The organism is Streptomyces sulphureus DSM 40104 (assembly GCF_000381025.1).
GTDB classification, from domain to species: Bacteria; Actinomycetota; Actinomycetes; order Streptomycetales; family Streptomycetaceae; genus Streptomyces; species Streptomyces sulphureus.
The window spans coordinates 813,154-838,005 of the sequence record NZ_KB905814.1; the positions used below are offsets into that span (position 1 = coordinate 813,154).

Here is a 24,852-nt window from a genome sequence, read left to right on the forward strand (position 1 = left end):
ACGGTTCACTCCGAGAGCAGCCGTCCTTTGCGTGCCAGCAGGAACCGCTTGAACGCCGCGACGGGCGAGGTGTCCTGGTGCCCGGCGAGCCACGCCACCCCGATCTCGCGGAACGCGCGCGGCGCCGTCACCGTCAACTCGTGGACGCCCTGGCGGTGTACGGGCGCCGGGGGCAGCAGCGCGACGCCGAGGCCGGCCGCGACGAGGCCGCGAATCGTCTCCGACTCCTCGCCCTCGAAGGCGATCCGCGGACGGAAGCCGGCCTGTGTGCAGAGGTCGTCGAGGATGCGCCGCATCCCGTAGCCGCGCTCCAGCGTGACGAAGGACTCGCTCGCCGTCTCCGCGAGCCGCACGCGCCTGCGGCGGGCGAGCGGGTGGTCGTCGGGGACGACGAGCCGGAGCCGCTGCTCGTCGAGGCGGCGGGAGACTAGGTCGGGTGCCGCGGGCAGCGGCGAGGTGAGGCAGAGGTCCAACTCGCCCGCGCGCAGGCGCTCCAGCATCGCGTCGCCGTACGTCTGCACCAGGGAGAAACGCACCCGGGGGTGCTCGGCGCGGAAGTCGCGGAGGAGGCTGGGGACCGTCTCCCAGCCGAGGGTGTGGAGGAAGCCGAAGGCGACCTTCCCCGTTGCGGGGTCGGCGTCGGTGCGGACGGACTCGGCCGCGCCCTCGACCGCCGCGAGGGCGCGCTCGGCCGAGGCGAGGAACGTGCGTCCTGCGGGGGTGAGGGAGAGCGTCCTGCCGTGCCGGGCGAAGAGTGCGACGCCGAGTTCCCGCTCCAGCCGGGTGAGGGAGCGGCTCAACGTCGACTGGGGGACGCCGAGTTCGTGCGCCGCGCGGGTGACGTGCTCAAGGCGGGCGACGGCGACGAACTGCGCGAGGCGCGGGGCGAGCGACGCCGCCCAGCCCGATGTGACAGAGGTGTCATTCTCGTGACCCGGCGATGACATTGCCCCTCCTGAACTGTGTTGATGCGCGAATGGATCGATTTTCGCACTTCCGTGCATTGGACGCATGAAACGACCGGCCGTAACTTCGACGTATGCCTGCTGCTGATACCAAGGCGTCCGAGCCGCGTTCGGACGCCGCCGCCGAGAGCCACCCCGCACCCGCACCGCGCACCGGCGACCCCGGAGCAGCGGACACCGATGCCACGAAGCTGTCGCCGGGCGACCCCGGGCACACCCGGATGCGCCTCGCGCTCTTCGCCGCAGGACTCGCCACCTTCGCACTCCTCTACGAGACGCAGGCGCTCCTCCCGGAGATCTCCCGGGACCTCAACGCCTCCCCCGACCAGGCCAGTTGGACCGTCTCAGGCCCGACGATCGGCCTTGCGGCCGCCGTGCTGCCGCTCGCCGCACTCTCCGAGCGGTTCGGCCGCCGGCGCATCCTGACGGTCTCGATGGCGGCGGCCGTCGCGCTCGCGCTCGTCATCCCCTTCGCGCCCGGGCTCGGCGCACTCGTGGCGTTGCGCACCCTCCAGGGCGTGGCGGTCGCGGGCGTGCCGGCGTCGGCGCTCGCCTTCCTCTCCGACGAGGTGCGCAGGCGCCATCTCGTGGGCGCCGTCGGGCTGTTCGTCGCGGGCAACAGCGTCGGCGGCATGAGCGGGCGCATCCTCACCGGCTGGGCCACGCAGATGTGGGGGTGGCGCGCCGGGCTGATGGCCGTGGCGCTGACCTCGCTGCTCTGTGCCGTCGCCTTCCGGCTGCTGGTGCCGGAGCCGCGGCACTTCACGCCCGTACCGCTGCGGCCCGCCGCCATGGCGCGGACGGTCGGACGGCACCTGCGCAACCCGCTGCTGCTGCGGCTCTACGCGATCGGGCTGCTCTTCATGACCGTCTTCGGCTCGGTGTACACGGTGATCGGGTACCGGCTCGTCGAGGAACCGTTCTCGCTCTCGCAGGGGCTCGTGGGCTCGATCTTCGTCATCTACCTCGTGGGAACGCTCGCTTCGGCGACGGCGGGGCGGCTCAACGCGCGCCTCGGGCGGCGCGGCACCCTCTACCTCGGCGTCGGCACCGCGGCGGCGGGGCTGCTGCTCAGCACGGTCGACAGCCTTTTCGGCGTCGTCGCGGGGCTCGTGCTCGTCACCGCCGGGTTCTTCGCCGGGCACGCGGTGGCGCAGGGCGCGGTGAGCCAGACGGCGACGGAGGGCAAGGCGCAGGCGTCCGCCCTCTACACGATGGCGTACTACCTCGGCAGCTCCCTCGGCGGCGCCTTCGGTGCGTTCGCCTTCGCGGCCGGCGGCTGGCCGGCTGCGGCGTCGCTCGGGCTCGGCTCGCTGGCGCTCGCCGCGTGCGTCACGCTCTACGCCACGCGCAAGGCCGTCGTGGCGAACCGCGTCGCGGTCGAGGCCGCGGCCTGAGGCGCGTCGGGCTCCCCCTCCGCGGCCGCAAGTGCGGTGCGCGGAGGGGGAGTCGACGTCTCAGGCGATGCGCTCCAGCACCACCGGCTGCTTCGTGAAGTCGCCCGCTTCGCCGACGGTGACCGCGCCCTCCAGCGCCTGGGCCGCGTACGCGAACGCCTCGGGGGTGTCGCTGTGCAGGGTGAGCAGGGGGGCGCCCGCCGTCACGGAGTCGCCCGGCTTGGCGTGGAGTTCGACGCCGGCCCCCGCCTGGACGGGGTCCTCCTTGCGGCTGCGTCCGGCGCCGAGCCGCCAGGCGCAGACGCCGACGGCGTAGGCGTCGAGCTCGGTGAGGACGCCGGCCTCCTGCGCCGTGACGGTGTGCCGCTCGCGGGAGGCGGGGAGCGGGGCGTCCGGGTCGCCGCCCTGCGCGGTGATCATGCGGCGCCAGTGGTCCATCGCGGAGCCGTCTGCGAGCGCCTTGGCCGGGTCGGCCGAGGCGAGTCCGGCGGCGTCGAGCATCTCGCGGGCGAGCGCGAGGGTGAGCTCGACGACGTCCTCGGGGCCGCCTCCCGCGAGCACCTCGACGGACTCGCGGACCTCCAGCGCGTGCCCGGCGGTGCGGCCGAGCGGGGTCGACATGTCGGTGATCAGGGCGCGGGTGCGGACCCCGTGGTCGGTGCCCAACTCGACCATGGTGCGGGCGAGTTCGCGGGCCTGCTCGGGCGTCTTCATGAAGGCGCCGGAGCCGGCCTTCACGTCGAGGACGAGCGCGTCGGTCCCCTCGGCGATCTTCTTCGACATGATCGACGAGGCGATCAGCGGGATCGACTCGACGGTACCGGTGACGTCGCGGAGTGCGTAGAGGCTGCGGTCCGCGGGCGCCAGGCGCTCGTTGGCCGCGCAGACGACGCAGCCGGTCTCGCGGAGGACGTCGAGCATCTCCTCCGCGGTGAGCCCCGCGCGCCAGCCCACGATCGACTCCAGCTTGTCGAGGGTGCCACCGGTGTGCCCCAGGCCGCGCCCGGAGAGCTGCGGTACGGCGGCGCCGCACGCCGCCACGAGCGGGGCGAGCGGCAGCGTGATCTTGTCGCCGACGCCGCCCGTCGAGTGCTTGTCCGTGGTCGGCTCGGGGAGCGAGGAGAAGTCCATGCGGTCGCCGGAGGCGATCATCGCGGCCGTCCAACGGGCGGTCTCCGTACGGGACATGCCGTTGAGGAAGACCGCCATCGCGAGCGCCGACATCTGCTCGTGCGCCACCTCGCCCCTGGTGTAGGCGGCGATGATCCAGTCGATCTGCTCGGCGGTGAGCTCGCCGCCGTCCCGCTTGGTGCGGATCACGGAGATGGCGTCCATCTGCACTCCTCGGTCGTGTGGTTGGGGCCGGGCGCGCCGGACCGCGCCGCGGCCGCGGACGGTGTGCGGCAGGCGTGCGGAACGCGGGGCGCGGCGTCTCCGCGCCCCGCGGCACTCCGGGGTGGGCGTACGCCCCGGACGTCCCCCGTGCGTCCGGGGCGGTGGTTCAGCGGGCGAGGTGCTCCGGCGTGAAGGGGTCGGCGAGGAGCTCGGAGAGCCTGCGGCTGCCGGCCGCGCCGTCGACGAGCAGGCCGGGACCGCCGTGCTCCCAGAGGAGTTGGCGGCACCTGCCGCACGGCGCGACGGGCATGCCGTCCTGCCCGACGCAGCTCACGGCCGTGAGCCGCCCGCCGCCGCGCGCGTACAGCTCGGAGACGAGCCCGCACTCGGCGCAGAGGCTCAGGCCGATCGACGCGTTCTCCACGTTGCAGCCGGAGACGGTGGTGCCGTCGTCGACCTGTCCGGCCGCGCCCACCGGGTAGCCGGAGTACGGAGCGTAGGCGCGGGCCATGGCGCTGCGGGCGAGGGCGCGCAACGCGGGCCAGTCGACGGGCTGTTCGGACGGGGTCCCGCCCTCGGGGATGTGCGGTCCTGCGGTCACTGGGCCTGCCCTCTGCGGTAGGACTTGCCGACGGCTCTCGGTGCGCGCAGCCGTTGGGCGGCGAGCGCGAGCACCAGGAGGGTGGCGACGTAGGGGGTCATCTCGACGAACTCCAGCGGGATGGTGTCGGTAAGGGCATACCAGACAATCAGCAGCACGGCGGTCACCGCGCTCAGCGCGGCCTGGAGCCGGTGCCCCGAACGGAGCTTGACGAGCGCGATGACGAGCAGCACCACGGCGACGAGGAGCAGCAGCGCGTGCACCGTCGGCCCGCCGGAGCGGAGTTGGAGCGCGTCCATGAAGCCGAAGAGCCCGGCCCCCATGGCGACGCCGCCGGGACGCCAGTTGCCGAAGATCATGGTGGCGAGGCCGATGTAGCCGCGGCCGCCGGTCTGCTGGTCCTGGTAGATGTGGACGTCGATGGCGAGGAAGGCCCCGCCGAGCCCCGCGAGGGCGCCCGAGACGACGACGGCCGCGTACTTGTAGCGGTAGACGTTGACGCCGAGCGTCTCGGCCGCGACCGGGCTCTCGCCGCAGGAGCGCAGCCGCAGCCCGAACGACGAGCGCCAGAGCGCGAAGAAGCTCGCCACGAAGACCGTCACGGCGAGGACGGTGAGCCAGGAGACCGAGCTGACGAGCGAGCCCAGCAGCCCTGCGGCGTCGGAGACGAGGAACCAGTGGTGCTCCTCGACCGCCTTGAGCCCGTCGGAGAGGCCGGGGACGGTGAACGTCGGCATCGAGTCCATCGGTGGGGACTGCTTGTCGTTGCCGCCCTGCGCCGCCGCTTCGCTCCCCTCGGCGCCGAACCACAGCTTCGCGAGGAACTGCACGACGCCGAGCGCGAGGATGTTCATCGCGACACCGGAGACGATGTGGTCGACCCCGAACGTGACGGTGGCTATGGCGTGGAGGAGCCCGCCGAGCGCGCCGCCCGCGATCCCCGCGACGGCCGCCACCCAGGGGCCGTACTGCCAGCCGAGCCACCCCGCCGAGAAGGCGCCGAGCATCATCATGCCCTCGAGGCCGATGTTGATGACGCCGGCCCGCTCGGCCCACAGCCCGCCGAGCCCGGCGAGGCCGATCGGGACGGCGGCGCCGAGGGCCGCTGAGTACTGCCCGCTCGCGGTGAGCTGGTTGGCTCCGGTGACGATGCGCAGCAGCGACAGCGCAACGAGGCCGCCGGCGACGAGGAGCAGGATCTGCGGGTACGTCAGCTTCCTGCGGGCGCCCTTCGCCTCGCCGCCGCGGGTGAGCGTGGCCCGCAGGACGGCGAACTTCTGCCGCTCGGGGGCCTGTTGGGGTTTCAGGGGCGCACTCACGCCGACACCTCCGCCTTCTCGCCGCCCGCGCCCGAGGAGGCGGCGAGCTCGGCGCCGACCTCCCGCTGCTGCCTGCGCAGGCCGTAGCGGCGTACCACCTCGTAAGCGATGACGACGCAGAGCACGATCACGCCCTGCATCACACCGACGATTTCCTGGGCGTATCCCTCGAACTCCAGTTGCGTGCCCGTGCGTTCGAGGAAGCCCCACAGCAGGGCGCCGAGGGCCATCCCGATCGGGTGGTTCCGGCCGAGCAGCGCGATGGCGATGCCGGTGAAGCCTATGCCCGCGGGGAAGTCGGTGCCGTAGTTGAACGACTCGTTGAGGAGCGTCGGCATGCCCACGAGTCCGGCGACGGCCCCCGAGAGGACCATGCTCGTCACGATCATCCGCCGGACGCTGACGCCGCTCGCGGTGGCCGCCGACTCCGAGCGGCCGACCGCGCGCAGGTCGAAGCCGAACCGGGTGCGTCCCAGGACGAACCAGTACGCGACGCCGATGACGAGCGCGATGAGGATCGTGCCGTAGATCGGGTCCGGGTTGGTGGGGAGCGTGAAGAAGCGGGTGGCGTCCGGGAGGTACGGGGTGTGGAAGAGGTTGCCCTCCTTCTCGGCGAGCCTGCCCTCCTGGAGGAAGTAGCCGATGAGGGAGCCGGCGATCGAGTTGAGCATGATCGTGGTGATCACCTCGCTCACCCCGCGCGTGGTGCGGAGCACCCCGGCGATCCCCGCCCAGACGGCCCCGACGACCATCGCCGTGAGGAGCACCAGCGGCAGCGCGAGGAAGCCGGGCAGCGAGACCGCGCCGCCGACGACCGCGGCGGCGAAGGCGGCGATGCGGTACTGGCCGTCGACCCCGATGTTGAAGAGGTTCATGCGGAAGCCGACGGCGACGGCGACCGCCGAGAGGTAGTACGGGATCGCCTTGTTGACGATCCAGATCTGGCTGTCGCTCTTCGAGCCGAAGTCGAGCATCACCTGGAACGCGTGGAACGGGTCCTTGCCCGTCGCGCCGATCACGAGCGAGGTGATCGCCAGAGCGGCGACGATCGCGAGCAGCGGTGCGGCGAGCGCCTGCACCACGGCCTGCGGGTCGATCCTGCGCGGCCCGGAGCCGCGGCCGGCGGGGCGGGTCACCTCGCCTCACCCCCTTCGTCGTCGGTGCCTCGTTCTTCGTCGGCCTGCGGGTTCCGCTGGCCGGGGAGCGGTGCGGTGCCGGACCCGGGCGGCCCGTCGTCCTCATGGACGAGGTGGCCGCTGGCGGCGCCCGTCATCGCGGAGCCGAGTTCCTCCGGTGTGATCGCCGCCGGGTCCGCGTCGGCGACGAGCGCCCCGCGGTACATCACCCGCAACGTGTCGGAGAGGCCGATGAGTTCGTCGAGGTCGGCCGAGACGAGGAGCACGGCGAGGCCCTCCCGTCGTGCCTGCCTGATCTGGTCCCAGATCTGCGCCTGCGCGCCGACGTCGACGCCCCGGGTGGGGTGGGCTGCGATGAGGAGCTTGGGCTCGTGGCTCATCTCCCGGCCGACGATGAGCTTCTGCTGGTTGCCGCCGGAGAGGCTCGCGGCGGGGACGTCGATGCCGGGTGTGCGCACGTCGTACTCCTCGACGATGCGCTCGGTGTCCCGCCGGGCGCCGCGCGGATCGAGGAGCCTGCCGCGGGAGTTGGGCGCCTCGGTGACGTGGCCGAGGATGCGGTTCTCCCAGAGCGGAGCCTCCAGGAGCAGCGCGTGGCGCTGGCGGTCCTCGGGGATGTAGCCGATGCCCTGCTCGCGCCGGGTGCGGGTGGAGGCGTGCGCGAGGTCGGCGCCGTCGAGCTCGACGGCGCCGGACTCCGGCTCGCGGATGCCCATCACCGCCTCGACGAGCTCGGCCTGGCCGTTGCCCTCCACGCCCGCGATGCCGAGCACCTCGCCGCGGTGGATGGTGAAGGAGACGCCGTCGAGCACCGTCCGTGCGACGCCGTCGCCGTCGGTCGCCGCCAACCGGAGCCCGTCGACCCGGAGTACGGGGACGTCGGTGACGGTCGACTCGCGCGTCTCCGGCGAGGGGAGCTCGCTGCCGACCATCAACTCGGCGAGCTGGCGCGGGCTCGTGCGCTCCGGGGTGAGGGTCTCGACGGTCGTGCCCCTGCGGATCACCGTGATCTCGTCGGCGACGGACATCACCTCGCCGAGCTTGTGCGAGATGAAGAGCACGGTGAGCCCCTCGGCCTTCAGCTCCCTGAGGTTGTCGAAGAGCGCGTCGACCTCCTGCGGGACGAGGACCGCCGTGGGCTCGTCGAGGATGAGCGTACGGGCGCCGCGGTAGAGGACCTTGAGGATCTCGACGCGTTGGCGGTCGGCGACGCCGAGGTCCTCGACGAGCGCGTCGGCGCGGATGCCGAGGCCGTACTTCTCGGAGATCTCCTGGATGCGCGCGCGGGCGCGGCCCCCGATGCCGTGGAGACGTTCGGCGCCGAGGACCGTGTTCTCCAGGACCGTGAGGTTGTCGGCGAGCATGAAGTGCTGGTGGACCATGCCGATACCGCGCGCGATCGCGTCCGCCGGGGTATGGAGGGAGACCTCTTCGCCGTCGAGCGTGATGGTGCCCTCGTCCGGCTTCTGCATGCCGTAGAGGATCTTCATCAGCGTCGACTTGCCCGCGCCGTTCTCGCCGACGAGGGCGTGGACCGTGCCGCGGCGCACGGTGATGCCGATGTCGTGGTTGGCCACGACACCGGGGAAGCGCTTGGTGATCCCGCGGAGTTCGACCGCCGACGGGTGCTGCCCGGCGCTTTCGGGTGCGGCGCGTTGGGGGGTGCTGGCTGGGGAAATGACGGCACCTCGGGTTTTCGGTCGGCTCGCGCGCGGGCGGCCGGAGGGGAAGGGGCGGCCGGAGTGCCCGCTGCCGCGGGGGAGTTGGGGTCGTGCCGGCGGACCTGGGCGTCCGCCGCTCGCGCCCGCCGCCGGCCGTCCGCGCACGCGGCGGAGCGCCCGGCGGCGGGCGGTGGGCTCAGCGGGTCACGGGGAGGTGCGGACCTTGATGTCGCCGCTGACGATCTTCTTCTTCGCGGCGGCGACGTCGTCCTGGACGTCGTCGATGAAGCCGCCGGAGGTGGCGAGGGAGACGCCGTCCTCCTTGAGGGTGAAGTTTTGGGTGCCGTGGAGCGGCTTGCCCTCGTCGACGCTCTTGATCAGCTCGTAGACGGCGATGTCGACGTTCTTCACCGCCGAGGTGAGGATCGAGTCCCGATACTTCTCCAGACCGGGCTGCATGTACTGGTCGGAGTCGACGCCTATCGCCCAGGTGTCCTTCTTCTTGCTGATCTCCTCGATCGCACCGGTGCCCGACTGGCCCGCGGCGGAGTAGATGACGTCGATGTCCTGGTCGAGCATGCCCTTGGCCTTGTCCTTGGCGGCCTTCGGGTCGTTGAAGCCCTTGATGTTCGTCGGGTAGAGGTACTGCGACGTCAGCTTGATCTTGGAGTCGGTCTCCTCGACGCCCTGGACGAAGCCCGCCTCGAACTTCTGGATGAGCGCGTTGTTGACGCCGCCGATGAAGCCGACCTTCTTCGTCTTCGTCTTCTTCGCCGCGGCGACGCCCGCGAGGTAGGACGCCTCCTGCTCGGAGAAGAGCAGCCCTGAGACGTTGTCGGCGTTCGACTCCGCGTCGACCACGGCGAAGGTGGTGTCGGAGAAGTCCTTGGCGACCTTGTTGATCGACTTGCCGTAGGCGAAGCCGACGCCCACGACCGGGTTGTAGCCGGCCTCGGCGAGCTGGGTGAGGCGCTGCTCGCGGGTGGCCTCCGTCTCGTCGTTGGAGGCGGTGAGCGTCTTGTTGCCGAGGTCCAACTCCTTGGTGGCCTTCAACATGCCGCGGTTTGCTGCCTGGTTGAAGGAGTGGTCGTCCTTGCCGCCGACGTCGAAGGCGAGGCCGACACCCTTGTCTCCCTTGGCGGCGGACTCCGTGGAGCTCTCGCCGCAGGCAGTGGTGGTCAGTGCGAGAGCCGCGGTCGCGCAGGCCGCGGCAGCGAGCTTGGTTACCCGACGCAAGAGGACGTCCCCTTCAGCTTTTCCGCGCGCCGCTTCCGGCGCTGGTCCGGGGTCAGATTAACGCGCGTAGAATTCAGGTAAAGGCATGTGGGAGCGCCGTTACCGTATCGTCGCGTGAGCCACGCGCGTAACCCCCGCAGAGGGTGACGCAGCGCGGTGCCGAGTGGACGCGCAGTAAGAGCAGCGGGGCCAAACCGCCGGATACGCACGGAAGTTGGTTCGTGCGTGCCTTCCCTCCCGGCTCCGGAGCCGAACCGGCCCCGGAGCCGGGGGTGTTCAGTGCGCCGCGTCCAACAGCGCGGCGGCGGTGAAGAGTTCGATACCGACGGTGACGGCCCGCTCGTCCGCGTCGAAGTCGCCCTGGTGGAGGTCGCGGGTGCGGTGCTCCTCCGGCCTGCGGACCCCGAGCCGCGCCATCGCACCGGGGACGTGCTCCAGGTACCAGGAGAAGTCCTCGCCACCGAGGCTCTGTTCGGTCCCGACGACGGCCTCGGCCCCGCGGCGCGCGGCCATCGCGCGCTGCAAGAGCTGGGTGGCGCCCGGCTCGTTGACCACGGGGGGCACCCCGCGGACATAGGTGAGCTCCGGCTTGGCGCCGTGGAGCGCGGCGACCTCGTCGACGGCCGCGTGGACCAGATCGGGCGCCGTGCGCCAGGAGTCGAGGTCGAGGCAGCGCAGGGTGCCGGAGAGGTCGGCGCGCTGCGGGATGACGTTGCACGCGTGTCCGGAGGCGATCCGCCCCCAGGTCAGCGCGAGGCCGGCCCGCGCGTCGACGCGGCGGGCGAGGAGCGCGGGGACGTCCGTCGCCAACTTCGCGGCGGCCGTGACCAGATCGGTGGTCAGGTGGGGCCGCGCGGTGTGTCCCCCGGGGCCCATGAGCGCCACCTCCACGCGGTCGGCGGCGGAGGTGATGGCGCCCGAGCGCAGGCCGATCCGTCCGACCTCGACCCGGGGGTCGCAGTGGACGGCGAGGATGCGGCCGACGCCGTCGAGGACGCCGCACTCCAGCACGTCCGGGGCACCGCCGGGCAGCAGCTCCTCGGCCGGTTGGAAGAGGAGCCGCACCGAGCACGGCAGCGCCCCCGCGCGCGCCAGGTCGGCGAGGACGAGGCCGGTGCCGAGGACGGCGGTGGTGTGGACGTCGTGACCGCAGGCGTGTGCCCGGTCGGGGACCGTCGAGCGGTAGCCGACGTCCTTGGTGTCGGGGATGGGGAGCGCGTCGATGTCCGCGCGGAGCGCGAGCATCGGGCGGTCGGGAGAGGGGGGCTCGGAGGCGAGCCCCGGGTGGATGTCGCAGACGAGACCGGTGCCGAGGGAGAGCACTTGCGGTGCGAGCCCCGCCTGCTCCAGCCGCGCCTTCAGCGCCGAGGTCGTGCGGAACTCCTGGTTGCCCAGCTCTGGGTGCATGTGGAGGTCCCGCCGGAAGACGACGAGTTCGCGGCGGAGCGATTCGGGGAGCGCGCCCGGGAGCTCGGGCATCTCCGGGTTGCCTGCGGGGAGCCGTTCGGCGCCGGGGAACTGCGGGGCGTCGGACGGGTGGGGGCATTCCGGTGGAGCGGCTTGCGGCGTACGGCTGTGGTCCGGAGCCGCCGCTGCCGGGGTGTCGGGGGCGTCCACCTCCGGAGTGTGGGACGACAGGAGTTCGTTCATGGTGCGAAGACTAGGCGCATCACGGGGGCAACTGGCCGGTGATCCACCAAACTTCAGCCCCACAGGGGAAGAAAAAGTAGCCTGCGCGGCGGTTGTTCCCGTTTGGGGCTGGGTATTGTTATGCGCTCGCTGCGCCCGGCTCGGGCCCGAGAGAACGGACACCGGTGGCCGACTCCGCCACCCGCGCAAGGAACCCCTTGGCGCCCGGTGCGGCGGCCGGCGTCAACCACGCGGGATCGACGTCGCGCACCGCGACCGTCACGGGCGTTCCGGAGAGGGCGAGCGGGAGCGTGTGCACGACCGTGGAGGGGAAGCTGAGGATCGTCCGCCCCACGGGGCCCCGCCGCGCGGCGAGTTCCAGCGGCAGGTCGGGACGGACGATCTGCAACCCGGCCGCGGAGGCGACGCGTTGGAGCTTGCCGCTGGCCTCCCTGCGGTGCGCGAAGTAGCGCGTGGCGCCGTACTCCCCGGCGAGGCGGGCCACCGCTTCGACGTAGCGCTCCTGATCCACGACGCCGGTCTCCACCAGCGAGGTGCCGACGAGGTCGGCGCCCTTGGTGAGGAGCGGAGGACCGAACCGTTCGCGGGTCCATGCGAAGGAGTTGGTGCGCAGCCGCACGCCAGGGGGCGGCTCTATCGGCATGGCGCTGAAGACCTCTACCTCGCGCGCGGGGCCCGGCGTGAGCCGTCGGCGCGCGCCGTGCGAGACCGGAGCGAAGAGCAGCGCGCTGGCGCCGCCCCGACCGGTGCGGTGCCAGCGCGTGAGCCGTTCCCCCTGGGCCAGTTGGGACGCGAACTCCATCGTCGCGGTCCCGTCGTCGACCACCACCGCGTGTGCGGCGCCTGCGAGGTTGAGCAGGACCTGGAGGTAGCGCGAGAAGGGGTCGCCGATCACCAGGCGTGCGGCGCGCCGGAGTTCGGCGGCGAGCGTCCCCGCGGCTCTGAGCGGTGCGAGCGCCCCTCCGCGCGCTTCCTGCCAGCGCACCGGGTGGCCCTCGTCCCTCGCCAGCTCCACCATGCGGCGCAACTGGCCCCGCGTCATCGGGTCGCCGGGCGGCAGCACGACGAGGGTGAGGTCCTGCGGACGTGTGAGGTGCGCCCACTCCAGGAGGTTGAGGAGTTGCGCGGGGCTTTCAGCGAAGGCGAGAGTGCGCCCCTCGGCACGCGGGGCGCCCGCGCTGCCGCCGGCGGCGCCCGTCGTCGCGCCGGTACCGCTAGACGGCCGCCGGGACACGGTCCACCCCCTCCCCGGGCGCCTCGCCCTGCTCCGCGACGACGCCAGGCACCCGGCGGAGCTTCTGCATCGGCTTCAACTCGCTCTCGTAGACGCGCTTCACGCCGTCCCCGAGCGATTCCTCGATGGTGCGGATGTCCCTGACCATGCGGCGCAGCCCGCCGGGCTCGACGGAGGCTGCCTGGTCGGAACCCCACATCGCGCGGTCCAGGGTGACGTGCCGCTCGACGAAGACGGCGCCGAGCGCGACGGCGGCGAGGGTGGTCTGGAGGCCGGTCTCGTGGCCGCTGTAGCCGATCGGGACGTTGGGGAACTCGGTCTGAAGCGTGTGGATCATGCGCAGGTTGAGTTCGCCCGCGGGGGCCGGGTACGTCGAAGTGGCGTGGCAGAGCACGATGTTCTCGCTGCCGAGCACCTCGACGGCGTGCCGGATCTGCCGGGGCGTCGACATGCCGGTGGAGAGGATCACCGTGCGGCCGGTCTCCCGCATGGCGCGCAGGAGTTCGTCGTCGGTGAGGGAGGCCGAGGCGACCTTGTGCGCGGGCACGTCGAACTTCTCCAGGAAGGCGACGGACTCGACGTCCCACGGCGAGGCGAACCAGTCGATGCCGCGTTCGGCGCAGTGCTCGTCGACGGCGCGGTACTCCTCCTCGCCGAACTCGACGCGGTGGCGGTACGCCAGGTACGTCATCCTGCCCCAGGGGGTGTCGCGTTCGACGTCCCACTGGTCGCGCGGGGTGCAGACCTCGGGGGTGCGCTTCTGGAACTTGACGGCGTCGCAGCCCGCCTCGGCCGCGGCGTCGATCAGGCGGAGGGCGTTGTCGAGGTCGCCGTTGTGGTTGATGCCGATCTCTGCGGTGACGTAGACGGGTCGGCCGGGGCCTGCGAGGCGGCTGCCGAGCGTCCGCTGGCGGGTGGTGGTCGGGGTGGTGCTCATCTTCGGGGTTTCCCTTCGCTTTCGGTGCTTCCGTGCGCCGCGGCTCGCGGCGCGGGTCGTGCGGGTCTGCTCAGGTCGCCGCGTCGGGCGCCGATACGGCTGCCTGCGGCGGCGGTTGGGCCGCTCCCGCGTGCGCGGGTGCGGGCTCGGGCCCGGCGTGCGCCGGGGCGTCGAGGAGCGGGGCGAGGAGACGGGCGTGCGCCAGGTCGTGGGGTTCGTCGACCTCCAGTACGCGTGCCGCCTCGGTGCGCACGGGGACGGTGCGGCCGAAGAAGCGGTGCCGCGCGGCGCGGAAGCCGTCGGCGCGCATCGCGTAGGCGGCGCCCGTCTCCAGCAGGTCTTCGGGACGGTCCTGCCGGCGCGGCCTGTACCTGCTGTCGTGGTTGACGCCGCGGGCGCCGCGCGGCTCGTCGCGCCAGACGAAGCCGTGGAACGGCGCGACGCTCAGCGCGCTGTCCGCGCCGCCGAGCACCGCCCCGGCGACGCCTGCGATGTCACCCGGCGTGAGGAACGGGCTCGTGCACTGCACCAGCAGCACCACGTCGACGGTGCGGCCCGTGCGCGCCTCGTGGACGTCGAGCGCGTGGAGGACGGCGGCCTCGCTTCCGGCGGTGTCCACCGCCAAGTGCGCTGGACGCTCGACCACTTCGGCGCCCTCGGGCAGGACGGCGGAGGCGATCCCGGCGTCGTCGGTGGAGACGGCGACGGCGGTCGGCTGCGGCGCAGCCAGGCAGGCGCGCACCGCGCGCACCACGAGCGGTGCGCCGCCGACCTCGGCGAGGTTCTTGCCCGGCACGCCCTTCGAGCCGCCCCGTGCGGGGACGACGGCGAGGACCTCGGGCCGGTCGCGGTGGGTCATGCGGGCTCCCTGGCGAAGAGGACGGGGCAAAGGCAGCGGCAGCGCGGGGACGCGCCGGTGGCGGACGGCACGGAGCGCCCGGACCGGCCCGCGCCGCACGGGAGTCGGTGCCGGCGGCACCGCGGCCGGCTCACAGCTCCCCCAGCCGGCGCACGACGGGCGCCACCCGCTGCACCCCGTGCCGGTACGCGCCCCGTGCCGTAGTACGGAGCGCGCGGCGCAGCGCGCTCGGACGCGCGGGCGAGCCGGCGCCCCGCAGGGGTTCGCCCTGCGGGTCGAGGCCGTAGCGCGCGAGGACGGCGGCGAGGTGCGCGGGTGCGGTGCGCGGCGTGTAGTACGGGGCGAGCGGCGGCAGTCCGACATCGGCCGACTGCGCGACGAGGCGCGCGACCCGGGCGCGCGCCGCGTCGAAGGCGTGCGCGTACCACTCCCCCGCGCTGCCGCCTCCGGGCGGGAGTACCCCCTCGCGGGCGCACCACTCGCCGTCGGCCTCGGGGAGCGCACCCGCGTCGAGCTCGTCCCAGGAGGCGAGGCACCCCGAGCCGAGGAAGTAGTGGTTGCCGAGCGCCTCGCGGACGCCGAGGTCGGTGAGGACCGCCGTCGGCACACCGCGGTGGAGCGACTCCAGCGCGGCCGTCGAACTCACGGTGACGAGCAGGTCGGTCCGCTCCAGCACCTCTCCCATGTGCCCGTGGACGAGGCGGCAGTTGGGCGGCAGGCCGCCGGGGAGCGACCGGCCCAGCCGCTGGTAGGGCTGCTCCTCGATGTGCGTGGTCTGCTCGCCGGGCTTGCTCCGCAACTTGACGAGCACTTCGCGGTCGGGGTGCGCCCGCGCGTGCTCCGCTGCGCGCCGTAGCAGGTAGCGCCGGTCCGCACGGCCCGCGGGGACGGACGGCTGGGTCGCGAAGACGACCGTGAACGGGTGCCCCGCCTCGGCACGTCCGGGTCCACCCGGCTCGTGCGCCCCGTCGAGGAAGGGGAGCGCGCACTCCGTCACGCCGTCCGGGTCGGCCCCTGCCCCGCGGTACACCTCGCGGAAACGGGCGGCGTCGGCGGGCGAGTTGGCGAGGACGACGTCGGCGCCGTGGCGGAGCAGCAGCCCGTCGGCGAGCTTCTCGTAGACGACGCCGACGTACCCGGTGACCGTCACGGGACGCCGCAGCAGCCCCGCCCCCGGTGCGACGGCGCGCTGCGCTGCCGCCGCACCGTGGAGCATCGACTGCACCGCGCCGCCCACGCAGGCGAGCACGATCGCGTCGTACCCGGGGTCCCGCTCGGCGGCGGCGCGGACGAACTCGGCCGTCGTCACCTCGCGCAACGAGTCGGCTTCGGCGTCGACTTCGGCGAGCTGACGCGGCGTCGGCGTCGCCCTGCCGCGCAGCAGCAGGCCGTCGAGGTGCGCCCCCGGCGCGAGCCTGCGCGCGGTGAGCGCACCCCATTTCCAGCGCGTATCGGAATCCGCGAGCACTGCGACGCGGCGCGGTGCGGAATGCGTCGAGTTTTCACCGGCGGCTTCTGCAAAAGTACCTGTGAGCACGCGGAAGACGTTAGGGAGCGGAAATCCCAGGAGGTCGAACGGAAAGGCAACAGCCGGTGAACAGCGGCGCACCGCGAGGCGGTTCACCTGCCCGCCATGCGCCGTTCACCACGGCGACCACACCAGGACACACCCCCGCGCCGATGCGCGCCTAACCTTTCTCCCCGTGGTCAAGCTCTCCGTCATCGTGCCGTTCTACAACGTGCGCGACTACGCACCCGACACTCTCGCAAGCCTGCACGAGAACGCCGGCGAGGACGTCGAATTCCTCCTCGTCGACGACTGCTCGACCGACGGCACGCGCGCTCTCCTGGAAAAGGCGGAACGGGAAATCCAGGGCGCCGTACTCGTCCCGCGGGGGGAGAACGGCGGCCTCGCCTCCGCGCGCAACTCCGGACTCGCGTGCGCCGAGGGCGAGTTCGTCACCTTCCTCGACGGGGACGACTGGCTCGCGCCCGGCTACTACGCGCGGCTCGTCTCCGCGGCGGAGAGGCTGCGCTGCGACTTCCTCCGCACCGATCACGTGCAGTGCACCGGCAGGTCCCGCACGATCGCGCGCGTGCCGCACGGACGCCGAGAGGTCGTCGAGGACCCGCGGGCCGCGATCCTCCCCGCCGACCGCACCACCTCCGTCGACTACGCGTACGCCTGGGCCGGCATCTACCACCGCCGCCTCCTCGACCGCGGGCTCCTCCACTTCACCGAGGGCCTGCGCACCGCGGAGGACCGGCCGTGGATCTGGCGGCTCCACCGGGAGGCCGAGTCCTTCGCAGCCGTCGGCCTCCTCGGGGTCTTCTACCGGCGCGGCGTCGCCTCCTCCCTCACCCAGATCGGCGACGTGCGCCAACTCGACTTCCTCCGCGCCTTCGACCAGGTCGTCACCGAGACCGCCGAGGACCGCGACGCCGCGGCGCTCCTCCCCAAAGCCGTCCGCACCTACTGCGCGATCATCGCGCACCACCTCACCAGCGGCCGGTTCGAGCCGCGCGTGGCCCGCCTGCTGCGCGCACGCAGCGCGGCGGCGCTGCGCACCCTCCCGCCTGCCGTCCGCGACGAGGCGCTCCGCGCGATGGACGCCCCACGCGCGGCCCGGCTGCGCCGGTTGCTGCGCCGCCCCTCGCGCGCGGCGGCGCCGGCCGGCGTACCGCGCCCCTCCCCCGACGCGGGCCCCGGCCGCCGGGCAGCGAACGGAGCCTCCGTCTGATGCGTACCAGAATCCTCCTCGCCTCCACGCTCTACGGCGCCGCCACCCTCGTCGCCGCCGAGGAATCGGGCCTCCTCGGGCCCGCGGGACGGCGCCTCCTCCTCGTCAGCAACAACGCCGCCGTGCCCGAGACCACGCCGGCGCTCGACTCGGCGCCCGGATTCGTGGTGCTGCAAGGCGCGTTCGACTCCGTCGCTTCGTGGAACGACGCCATCAGGCCGCTCCACCCCGGCGGTTGGTCGCCCCGCGCCGACGAGGTGCCGCTGTGGGAGCGGCACTTGCGGCGGCTGTGGGGGCTCGGCGAGGACGAGGTGGAGCTCGTCGTGGAGTCGATCCAGGTCGATCCGGCGCTCGCGCTCTGCCGGATCTTCACCGACTCCCCCGTCACCGTCTACGCCGACGGGCTGATGAGCTACGGGCCGACGCGCAACCGGCTCGACCCGCTCGTCGGCTCCCGTATCGAGCGCCTCCTCCACCTCGACCTCGTACCGGGCCTGCGTCCCCTGCTGCTGGGGGAGTTCGGCGTGCCGGCCCGGACGGTGCCGCTCGACGCCTTCCGCACGGTGCTCGACCGCCTCGCGCGGGCCGCGCCCGCCGAGGTGGAGGCGGCACCGCACGGAGGTGCGCTCCTGCTCGGGCAGTACCTCGCGGCGCTCGGCATCCTCAGCCGCGACGAGGAGGAGCAGCTCCACCTGTCGATGGTCCGCGGCGCCGCCGCACTCGGACACCGCACGGTCGTCTTCAAGCCGCATCCGGTGGCTCCCCTCCGCTACACCGACGCGCTGCGCGACGCGGCCGACGCGCTCGGCGTCGACCTCACGGTGGTCGACTCGCCCGTCCTCGCCGAGACGCTCTGCGCCCGCACCCGCCCCGCCCTCGTCGCCGGGTGCTTCTCCACCGGCCTCTTCACCGCCGCCGCCTGCTACGGCATCCCCGTCGCACGCACCGGAACCGGGATGCTGCTGCGGCGGCTCACACCGTACGAGAACAGCAACCGCGTCCCCGTCACCCTCGCGGACGCGCTCCTGCCCGAGTTGGGCGCCCCGGACGCGACACCGACCGCGGACCTCGCGGCCACCGGAGGGGTCACCGCGCTGGTCCGCGCCGTGGGGTTCGCGATGCGACCACGGCTCCACCCCGAACTGCGGGAAGAAACCGAGCGGTTGCTGTCGGCCCGGCGCTCCGATCCGGCCCTCCTCCGCTACTTCGACCGCCGCCGCCTCGCCGTCCTCGGCCTCCCGGGCGCACTACCGCCGGCGCTGACCCGGATGGTGCGCGACCCCAGGGTCCGCCGGCTCGCGCGCCGCGCTCCGCGCTCGCTGCGGCAGGCGGTCACGGGGTAATACGACGGCGCGCGCCCCCGCCTCGGGGAGCGCGCGCCATCGGGGCCCGTCGTCCGGCTACAACACCAGCGAGAGCAGCAGCACGAAGACGAGCGAGACGACCGAGATCAGCGTCTCCATCACCGACCAGGTCTTCACCGTCTGCCCGACGTCCATCCCGAAGTACTCCTTCACCAGCCAGAATCCGGCGTCGTTGACGTGGCTGAAGAAGAGCGAGCCGGCGCCGACGGCGAGGACGAGCAGCGCGGTGTGCGTGCTCGACATGTCGGCGGCGAGCGGCGCGACGAGGCCGGCGGCCGAGATCGTCGCAACGGTGGCGGAGCCGGTCGCGAGGCGGATGCCGACGGCGATCAGCCAGCCGAGGAGGAGCGCCGAGATGCTCCAGTCCTCGGAGAAGCGCAGGATCATGTCGCCGACGCCGATGTCGACGAGCGTCTGCTTGAAGCCGCCGCCCGCGCCGACGATGAGCAGGATGCCGGCGATCGGCACCAGCGACTTCTCAACGGTGGTGGCGACCCGCTGGGTACCGAACCCGGCGGCCCGCCCGAGCGTGAACATCCCGACCACGGCGGCCGCGAGGAGCGCGATCATCGGCGAGCCGACGACGTCCATCACGCGCTGCACGCCGGCGTCGGGGTTGTCGACGATGACGTCGGTGAGCGCCTTGGCGAGCATCAGCACGACCGGCAGCAGCACCGTCGCCAGCGTCGCGGCGAATCGGGGGCGGCTCTTCAACTCTTCGGAGGGACGCTGCGGGACGAGGCCCTCGGGCGGCGTGACGTCGACCCAGCGGTCGGCGAACCGGGCGAAGAGCGGCCCCGCGATGACCGCCACCGGGATCGCGATGAGGACGCCGAGCGCGAGCGTGACGCCGAGGTCGGCGTCGAGGGAGTCGATCGCGGCGAGCGGCCCGGGGTGCGGCGGTACGAGACCGTGCATGACGGAGAGGCCGGCGAGTGCGGGGATGCCGATCCGCATCAGCGAGTACTGACCGCGCTTGGCGACGAGCAGCACGACGGGGATGAGCAGGACGATCCCGACCTCGAAGAAGAGCGGGAGGCCGACGATCCCGGCGATGAGGACCATCGCCCAGGGCATCGCCCGCTTCCCGGTGCGGGCGATGATCGTGTCGACGATCTGGTCGGCGCCGCCCGAGTCCGCGAGGAGTTTCCCGAGGATGGCGCCGAGTGCGATGAGTACGCCGACGCCCGAGACGGTCTCGCCGAGTCCTGCGGTGAAGCTCTCGATCGTCTTGTCGGGGGAGGCAGCGGCCACCGAACCGAGGACGAGGGAGCCGATGGTGAGCGCGAGGAAGGCGTGCAGCCTCCACTTGGTGATCAGCAGCACGATGGCGGCGATGCCGACCAGAACGGCGATGCCGAGCTGAAGGTCGCCCGCCGAGGTTATCTTCTCGGCCGAATCGCCTGCTGCCAGCATCTCGACGCTGAGATGACGCACGGGAGTTCCTTTACGAACAGGGGGTCGAAGGGGGTTGTTGCGCGCCGCGTGGGCGGCGCGCGGGGAGGCTCACCCGGCGGACGCGCCGCCGCTGCGGGCCTCTTCGCCGGAGGCACGGGGATCGGGGTCGTGCCCCTCCGACGCTCTGCCGAGCGCGGCGAGCGCCTCGCGCGCCACCGCCTCGGGGGACTGGTCGACGGAGACGGCGGCGCCCGACTCGTCGGAGCCGAGCGGCTCGAGCGTCGCGAACTGCGAGTCGAGGAGTGCGGGCGGCATGAAGTGGCCCTGCCGGCCCTGCATCCGCTCGGCGATCAACTCGCGGTCGCCGACGAGGTGGAGGAAGAAGAGGCCGGGTGCCGCGGCGCGCAGCCGGTCGCGGTAGGCCCGCTTGAGCGCGGAGCAGCTCACGACGCCGCCGAGCCGGTCCCTGCCGTGCGCCCACTCGCCGATGGCGTCGAGCCAGGGGGCCCGGTCGTCGTCGTCGAGGGAGACGCCGGAGGACATCTTGGCGATGTTGGCCGGGGGGTGGAAGTCGTCGGCCTCCGCGTAGGGGACGCGGAGCTCGGCGGCGAGCAGCTCGCCCACCGTCGTCTTCCCCGTGCCCGCCACTCCCATGACGACCACCACAGGGGCGGCGCTCGCGGCGTTCATCGCTACCTCACTGGATACGGCTCTCGGGCGTGCGCCCTCATTGTGCGGACCGACCGGAGTCCGCTGCGTACGGACGGGCTCCCGGCGTCGCGCGGCAGCACGGCCGCCGCTTCGGCCTCGGCCACTCAACCCGACTGATCACACGTATTCAAGAGGTGGACCATAAAAAGTCATACTTAAAGCGCGTGACGGTTGCCACGCTCCCCGCCTCCCCGGTGAGGGGCCGCAGCACCCTGCGTAAGCTGGGCACTTCCGGGCGGAGAGCGGACAGGAGAGCGCAGGCCGATGGCGGAGCAGGCGGACAGCAGCGGGCAGGGGCTGCACGCCCGCCTCCTCGACGCGCTCGGTCCCGCGATCACCGCGGGCGAGTACCCGCCGGGCACCGTCCTCCGCACCGACGAGGTCGCCGAACGGTACGAGGTCTCCCGCACCGTGGTCCGCGAGGCGGTCCGCGTCCTGGAGTCGATGCACCTCGTGGAGTCGCGCCGACGGGTCGGCCTCACCGTGCTGCCCACGGCGGAGTGGAACGTCTACGACCCGCAGGTGATCACCTGGCGCCTCGCCGGTGCCGACCGCCCGCGCCAGCTACGCTCGCTCACCGTCCTGCGGTCGGCCGTCGAGCCGGCGGCGGCGAGGCTCGCCGCCGGGAGCGCGACGCCGCAGCAGTGCGCTGACCTCACGGAGCACGCCCTCGGCATGGTCGCCACCTCCCGCGGCCACCGGCTCGGCGAGTACCTGGAGCACGACGTCGCCTTCCACCGCGTCGTCCTCAACTCCTCGGGTAACGAGATGTTCGCGCGCCTCGGCGACGTCGTCGCCGCCGTCCTGGCCGGACGTACCCGCCACGACGTCATGTTCAGCGATCCGCGGCAGGAGGCCGTCACCATGCACGTGCAGGTGGCCGAGGCGGTGCGCGAAGGGGACGGCGAGCGCGCCGAGTCGGTGATGCGCAACATCACGGTCGACGCGATGGCGGAACTCGACGTCCTGGCGCCCTGACAGGACGCTACGGGCGTCCCGCGGGCCGGTGCAGCGGCGCTTCGTCGGGCCACCGCTCGTACCAGCGCTGGTCCGCTTCCAGCTCGGCGGCGAGCGAGACGAGGAGCGGCTCGCTCCCCTCGGGCCCCAAAAGCTGGGCGCCGAGCGGGAGTCCGGGCCCGCGCCCCTCGTCCACGGGGGCGGGTGCGAACCCCGCGGGGACGTTGACGGCCGGCCAGCCGAGGACGTTCCACGGCCAGGCGTAGGGGCAGTGGGCGATCATCGTGCGGTCGGTCTGCCAGCCGCTGAGCCCGGTGAAGGCGCCCACGCGGGGAGGCGGCGTCGCCGTGGTCGGTGCGAGGACGACGTCGTACCGGTGGAAGATGCGGCCGACGCGGCGCCGCAGCGGGGCCTCCGCTGCCCGCGCCGCACGCAGCAGCGGGCCGCCGAGCAGCCGCCCGGTGCGGACGGCGCCGAGCGTGCGCGGGTCCAACAGACGGCGCTCGGGGGCGCGTTCGGACCAGGTGCGCACGCCCGCGGTCGCCCGCGGTACGAACGTGAGGCCGATCGGACCGTACCGCGGCTCCGCCTCCTCCACCCGATGCCCGAGCAGCGCCAGCCGCTCGGCGAGGGCGCGCACCGCCGACTCGACGAGCGGGTCGAGGGCCTTCGGCGTCGCGGTGAAGGGCATGCCCGTGGAGAGGGCGATGCGGAGGCGCTCCGGCGGACGGTCGGCGGCCGGGAGCACGTCGACGGGTGCGGGCCTGTGGAGGTCGCCGGGTGCGTTGCCGCTGGCGGCGGCGAGGAGGAGCGCGGCGTCCCCGACGGTGCGCGCGAGCGGCCCGTTGACCGTGATTCCGTTGAACGCCTCCGCCTCCGGCCAGGTGGAGATGCGCCCGCGCTGCGGCTTGATCCCGACGAGGTGCGTCCACGCCGCGGGGATGCGCACGGAGCCCGCCCCGTCGGAGCCGAGCGCCGCGGCCACGAGCCCCGCCGCGACCGCCGCCGCCGAGCCTCCCGAGGAGCCGCCTGGTGTGTGGTCCGGGTTCCAGGGGTTGCGGGTGTCGCCGAAGACGGGGCCCTCGGTGAAAGGCCACTGTCCGAGTTCGGGGCTGTTGGTCTTGCCGACGATCACGGCGCCCGCGGCGCGCAGACGGCGCACGGACTCGCTGTCGCACGCCTTCGGCGGGAAGGTCCCGTCGCAGCCGAAGGCGGTGGGCTCGCCCGCCACGTCGGTGTCGTCCTTCACTGCCAACGGCACGCCGAGCAGCGGGCGTTCGGGGCCCGCGAGGCCCCGCGCGAGCGCGGCGTCGGCCGCGTCCGCCTCGGCGAGCGCGGCTTCCTCGCGCACCAGGCGGAAGGCGTTGACGACCGGCTGCGTCGCGGCGATCCGGTCGAGAGCGCGCCGGGTGAGCTCGCGCGAGGTGACCTCGCCCGCGGCGAGGGCGCGCGCCTGCTCGGCGAGACCCGGGGCGCGCACCACCGGTTCCGTACTCTCCGCCACGGTGCCCACCTCCACGGCGGGCGCCCCCGGGGGCGGTCCCCGGGTTCCGGTCGCCGAGGGGCGACCGTCGGATACCCGCCAGTAGTCCGGCACTCATCCTGCTGACGGGCGGCGTCGAGTCAACCCCCGCGCGGCGCGCGGCCGTAGCGCCCGCACGAATGCACCACCGCGGGCGGGCGCCGGCTCAGAAGGCGTCGGTCGGGACGTAGGCCCCCCAGACCTCCCGGAGCGTGTTGCAGACCTCGCCGACGGTCGCGCGGGCGCGCAGCGCCTCCTTCATCGGGTAGAGGACGTTCTCCTCCTCGCCCTCGGCCGCCTTCCGCAGCGCGGCGAGCGCGGTGTCGACGGCGCCCTGGTCGCGCTCGGCCCGCAGCCGCGCGAGCCGCTCGACCTGCTGCTGCTCGATCGCCGGGTCGACGGTGAGCGGCTCGTACGGGTCCTCCTCCGCGAGCTGGTACCGGTTGACGCCGACGACGACGCGCTCGCCGCTGTCCTGCTCCTGAGCGATCGCGTACGCGCTGCGTTCGATCTCGTTCTTCTGGTAGCCCTGCTCGATCGCGTGGACGGCCCCGCCCCGCTCCTCGACCTGCTCCATCAACTCCAGCGCCTTCGCCTCCACCTGGTCGGTGAGGGACTCGACGACGTAGCTGCCGGCGAACGGGTCGACGGTCGCGGTGACGTCGGTCTCATAGGCGAGCACCTGCTGGGTGCGGAGCGCCAGCCGCGCCGACTTGTCGGTCGGGAGGGCGAGCGCCTCGTCGTAGGAGTTGGTGTGGAGCGACTGCGTCCCGCCGAGCACGGCGCCGAGCGCCTGCACCGTCACGCGCGCGAGGTTCACCTCGGGCTGCTGTGCCGTGAGTTGGACGCCGGCCGTCTGGGTGTGGAAGCGGAGCATCAGCGACTTGGGGTTCTCGGCGCCGAACTCCTCGCGCATCACCTTCGCCCAGATCCGCCGAGCCGCTCGGAACTTGGCGACCTCCTCCAGGATCGTCGTCCGCGAGACGAAGAAGAACGAGAGCCGGGGTGCGAAGTCGTCGACGTCCATCCCCGCGGCGACGGCGGTGCGCACGTACTCGATGCCGTCGGCGAGGGTGAAGGCGATCTCCTGCGCGGGCGTCGCGCCGGCCTCCGCCATGTGGTAGCCGGAGATCGAGATGGTGTTCCACTTCGGGATCTCGGCGCGGCAGTACTTGAAGATGTCCGCGATGAGGCGGAGCGAGGGCTGCGGCGGAAAGATGTAGGTGCCGCGCGCGATGTACTCCTTGAGCACGTCGTTCTGGATGGTGCCGGTGAGCTTCTGCGGGTCGGCGCCCTGCTCCTCGGCGACGAGTTGGTACAGGAGGAGCAGCAGCGCGGCGGGCGCGTTGATCGTCATCGACGTGGAGACCTTCTCCAGCGGGATGCCGCCGAAGAGGACACGCATGTCGTCGATCGAGTCGATGGCGACGCCGACCTTGCCGACCTCGCCCGAGGCGAGGGGCGCGTCCGAGTCGTGGCCCATCTGGGTCGGCAGGTCGAAGGCGACCGAGAGGCCCATGGTGCCGTTCTCGATCAACTGCTTGTACCGCGCGTTCGATTCGGAGGCGGTTCCGAACCCCGCGTACTGCCGCATCGTCCAGGGGCGGCCGGTGTACATCGTGGGATAGACGCCTCGCGTGTACGGAAAGGCGCCGGGCTCGCCGAGCCGCTCGGCGTGGTCCCATCCGTCCAGCGCGCCGGGGCCGTAGACCGGTTCGATGGGCTGGCCTGACTCCGACTGGCGTGCCGACATGGTGCTGCCTCCGTACGTTCGCGCCTGCGACGGCGCCCGCCGGAGGCGGGGCGGCGTCGCCGAGAGTGTGGGTGCG

Annotated in this window: 19 protein-coding genes and 1 pseudogene; 4 read left to right on the forward strand and 16 right to left on the reverse strand. The window is 73.0% G+C overall.

Annotated elements, in window-relative coordinates:
• Positions 1–5: 5 nt before the first annotated feature.
• Positions 6–947 carry a LysR family transcriptional regulator gene (locus tag F603_RS0107790; protein ID WP_019545449.1) on the reverse strand — a complete coding sequence of 314 codons (942 nt, stop codon included), beginning with the start codon at positions 945–947 and terminating at the stop codon, positions 6–8.
• A 92-nt stretch (positions 948–1,039) separates the two neighbouring features.
• On the opposite strand from F603_RS0107790, the gene F603_RS0107795 reads away from it, so the two are divergent.
• Complete coding sequence (locus F603_RS0107795; RefSeq protein ID WP_019545450.1) at positions 1,040–2,362, forward strand: MFS transporter; 1,323 nt, start codon at positions 1,040–1,042, stop codon at positions 2,360–2,362.
• A 60-nt stretch (positions 2,363–2,422) separates the two neighbouring features.
• On the opposite strand, the gene F603_RS0107800 is transcribed toward F603_RS0107795, so the two are convergent.
• The 11 genes and pseudogenes from F603_RS0107800 to F603_RS0107850 all read right to left on the reverse strand — a co-directional run bounded on the left by F603_RS0107800 (position 2,423) and on the right by F603_RS0107850 (position 15,798).
• Positions 2,423–3,697 carry a thymidine phosphorylase gene (locus F603_RS0107800; protein WP_019545451.1) on the reverse strand — a complete coding sequence of 425 codons (1,275 nt, stop codon included), beginning with the start codon at positions 3,695–3,697 and terminating at the stop codon, positions 2,423–2,425.
• A 166-nt stretch (positions 3,698–3,863) separates the two neighbouring features.
• Positions 3,864–4,298 carry a cytidine deaminase gene (locus F603_RS0107805; protein WP_019545452.1) on the reverse strand — a complete coding sequence of 145 codons (435 nt, stop codon included), beginning with the start codon at positions 4,296–4,298 and terminating at the stop codon, positions 3,864–3,866.
• A complete protein-coding gene (locus tag F603_RS0107810) occupies positions 4,295–5,617 on the reverse strand; it encodes an ABC transporter permease (protein WP_019545453.1) in 1,323 nt (440 codons plus the stop codon). The genes F603_RS0107805 and F603_RS0107810 overlap by 4 nt, the downstream gene beginning before the upstream one ends.
• Positions 5,614–6,753: an ABC transporter permease gene (locus F603_RS0107815; protein ID WP_019545454.1), complete on the reverse strand. Its 1,140-nt coding sequence runs from the start codon at positions 6,751–6,753 to the stop codon at positions 5,614–5,616. Before F603_RS0107815 ends, F603_RS0107810 begins: the two co-directional genes overlap by 4 nt.
• On the reverse strand, positions 6,750–8,432 hold the full coding sequence (locus F603_RS0107820) for an ABC transporter ATP-binding protein (RefSeq protein WP_425426956.1): 1,683 nt from the start codon (positions 8,430–8,432) through the stop codon (positions 6,750–6,752). Before F603_RS0107820 ends, F603_RS0107815 begins: the two co-directional genes overlap by 4 nt.
• Positions 8,433–8,618: 186 nt before the next feature.
• Complete coding sequence (locus tag F603_RS0107825; protein WP_019545456.1) at positions 8,619–9,650, reverse strand: BMP family lipoprotein; 1,032 nt, start codon at positions 9,648–9,650, stop codon at positions 8,619–8,621.
• 276 nt (positions 9,651–9,926) lie between these two features.
• Positions 9,927–11,300, reverse strand: a complete 1,374-nt coding sequence (locus F603_RS0107830) for an amidohydrolase (protein WP_019545457.1) — start codon at positions 11,298–11,300, stop codon at positions 9,927–9,929.
• A 118-nt stretch (positions 11,301–11,418) separates the two neighbouring features.
• Positions 11,419–12,534, reverse strand: coding sequence for a hypothetical protein (locus tag F603_RS0107835; RefSeq protein ID WP_019545458.1), 1,116 nt, complete (start codon positions 12,532–12,534; stop codon positions 11,419–11,421).
• Positions 12,515–13,471, reverse strand: coding sequence for an N-acetylneuraminate synthase family protein (locus F603_RS0107840; protein WP_019545459.1), 957 nt, complete (start codon positions 13,469–13,471; stop codon positions 12,515–12,517). The genes F603_RS0107835 and F603_RS0107840 overlap by 20 nt, the downstream gene beginning before the upstream one ends.
• A 127-nt stretch (positions 13,472–13,598) precedes the next feature.
• A pseudogene (locus F603_RS0107845) lies at positions 13,599–14,330 on the reverse strand (acylneuraminate cytidylyltransferase family protein); the annotation flags it as partial.
• A gap of 130 nt (positions 14,331–14,460) precedes the next feature.
• Complete coding sequence (locus F603_RS0107850; protein WP_019545461.1) at positions 14,461–15,798, reverse strand: DUF6716 putative glycosyltransferase; 1,338 nt, start codon at positions 15,796–15,798, stop codon at positions 14,461–14,463.
• Positions 15,799–16,033: 235 nt separating this feature from the next.
• Here F603_RS0107850 and F603_RS0107855 point away from each other — a divergent pair, with 235 nt between their 5' ends.
• Positions 16,034–17,071: a glycosyltransferase family 2 protein gene (locus tag F603_RS0107855; RefSeq protein ID WP_019545462.1), complete on the forward strand. Its 1,038-nt coding sequence runs from the start codon at positions 16,034–16,036 to the stop codon at positions 17,069–17,071.
• The gene (locus F603_RS0107860) at positions 17,071–18,414 is read left to right on the forward strand and encodes a polysialyltransferase family glycosyltransferase (RefSeq protein ID WP_019545463.1); all 1,344 of its coding nucleotides are present in this window, start codon (positions 17,071–17,073) and stop codon (positions 18,412–18,414) included. Before F603_RS0107855 ends, F603_RS0107860 begins: the two co-directional genes overlap by 1 nt.
• Before the next feature lie 57 nt (positions 18,415–18,471).
• Here the strand turns inward: F603_RS0107860 and F603_RS0107865 are convergent, their stop codons facing one another.
• Both F603_RS0107865 and F603_RS0107870 read right to left on the reverse strand, forming a co-directional pair.
• Positions 18,472–19,872, reverse strand: coding sequence for a GntT/GntP/DsdX family permease (locus tag F603_RS0107865; RefSeq protein ID WP_019545464.1), 1,401 nt, complete (start codon positions 19,870–19,872; stop codon positions 18,472–18,474).
• A gap of 69 nt (positions 19,873–19,941) precedes the next feature.
• Complete coding sequence (locus F603_RS0107870; protein WP_019545465.1) at positions 19,942–20,523, reverse strand: gluconokinase; 582 nt, start codon at positions 20,521–20,523, stop codon at positions 19,942–19,944.
• Positions 20,524–20,808: 285 nt separating this feature from the next.
• Between F603_RS0107870 and F603_RS0107875 the strand changes: the two genes are divergently transcribed.
• A complete protein-coding gene (locus F603_RS0107875) occupies positions 20,809–21,522 on the forward strand; it encodes a FadR/GntR family transcriptional regulator (protein ID WP_019545466.1) in 714 nt (237 codons plus the stop codon).
• 7 nt (positions 21,523–21,529) lie between these two features.
• On the opposite strand, the gene F603_RS0107880 is transcribed toward F603_RS0107875, so the two are convergent.
• Both F603_RS0107880 and F603_RS0107885 read right to left on the reverse strand, forming a co-directional pair.
• Positions 21,530–23,005, reverse strand: a complete 1,476-nt coding sequence (locus tag F603_RS0107880) for an amidase (RefSeq protein ID WP_037955585.1) — start codon at positions 23,003–23,005, stop codon at positions 21,530–21,532.
• A 184-nt stretch (positions 23,006–23,189) separates the two neighbouring features.
• Positions 23,190–24,776, reverse strand: a complete 1,587-nt coding sequence (locus F603_RS0107885) for an acyl-CoA mutase large subunit family protein (protein WP_019545468.1) — start codon at positions 24,774–24,776, stop codon at positions 23,190–23,192.
• Positions 24,777–24,852 lie beyond the last annotated feature (76 nt).

What these genes read in the sequence shown, in the direction of transcription:
- F603_RS0107795 (WP_019545450.1), top strand. Translation starts at nt 1,040, where the DNA reads ATGCCTGCTGCTGATACCAAGGCGTCCGAGCCGCGTTCGGACGCCGCC.
- F603_RS0107860 (WP_019545463.1), top strand. Translation starts at nt 17,071, where the DNA reads ATGCGTACCAGAATCCTCCTCGCCTCCACGCTCTACGGCGCCGCCACC.
- F603_RS0107790 (WP_019545449.1), bottom strand. Translation starts at nt 947, where the DNA reads ATGTCATCGCCGGGTCACGAGAATGACACCTCTGTCACATCGGGCTGG.
- F603_RS0107830 (WP_019545457.1), bottom strand. Translation starts at nt 11,300, where the DNA reads ATGAACGAACTCCTGTCGTCCCACACTCCGGAGGTGGACGCCCCCGAC.
- F603_RS0107870 (WP_019545465.1), bottom strand. Translation starts at nt 20,523, where the DNA reads ATGAACGCCGCGAGCGCCGCCCCTGTGGTGGTCGTCATGGGAGTGGCG.
- F603_RS0107840 (WP_019545459.1), bottom strand. Translation starts at nt 13,471, where the DNA reads ATGAGCACCACCCCGACCACCACCCGCCAGCGGACGCTCGGCAGCCGC.
- F603_RS0107875 (WP_019545466.1), top strand. Translation starts at nt 20,809, where the DNA reads ATGGCGGAGCAGGCGGACAGCAGCGGGCAGGGGCTGCACGCCCGCCTC.
- F603_RS0107800 (WP_019545451.1), bottom strand. Translation starts at nt 3,697, where the DNA reads ATGGACGCCATCTCCGTGATCCGCACCAAGCGGGACGGCGGCGAGCTC.
- F603_RS0107885 (WP_019545468.1), bottom strand. Translation starts at nt 24,776, where the DNA reads ATGTCGGCACGCCAGTCGGAGTCAGGCCAGCCCATCGAACCGGTCTAC.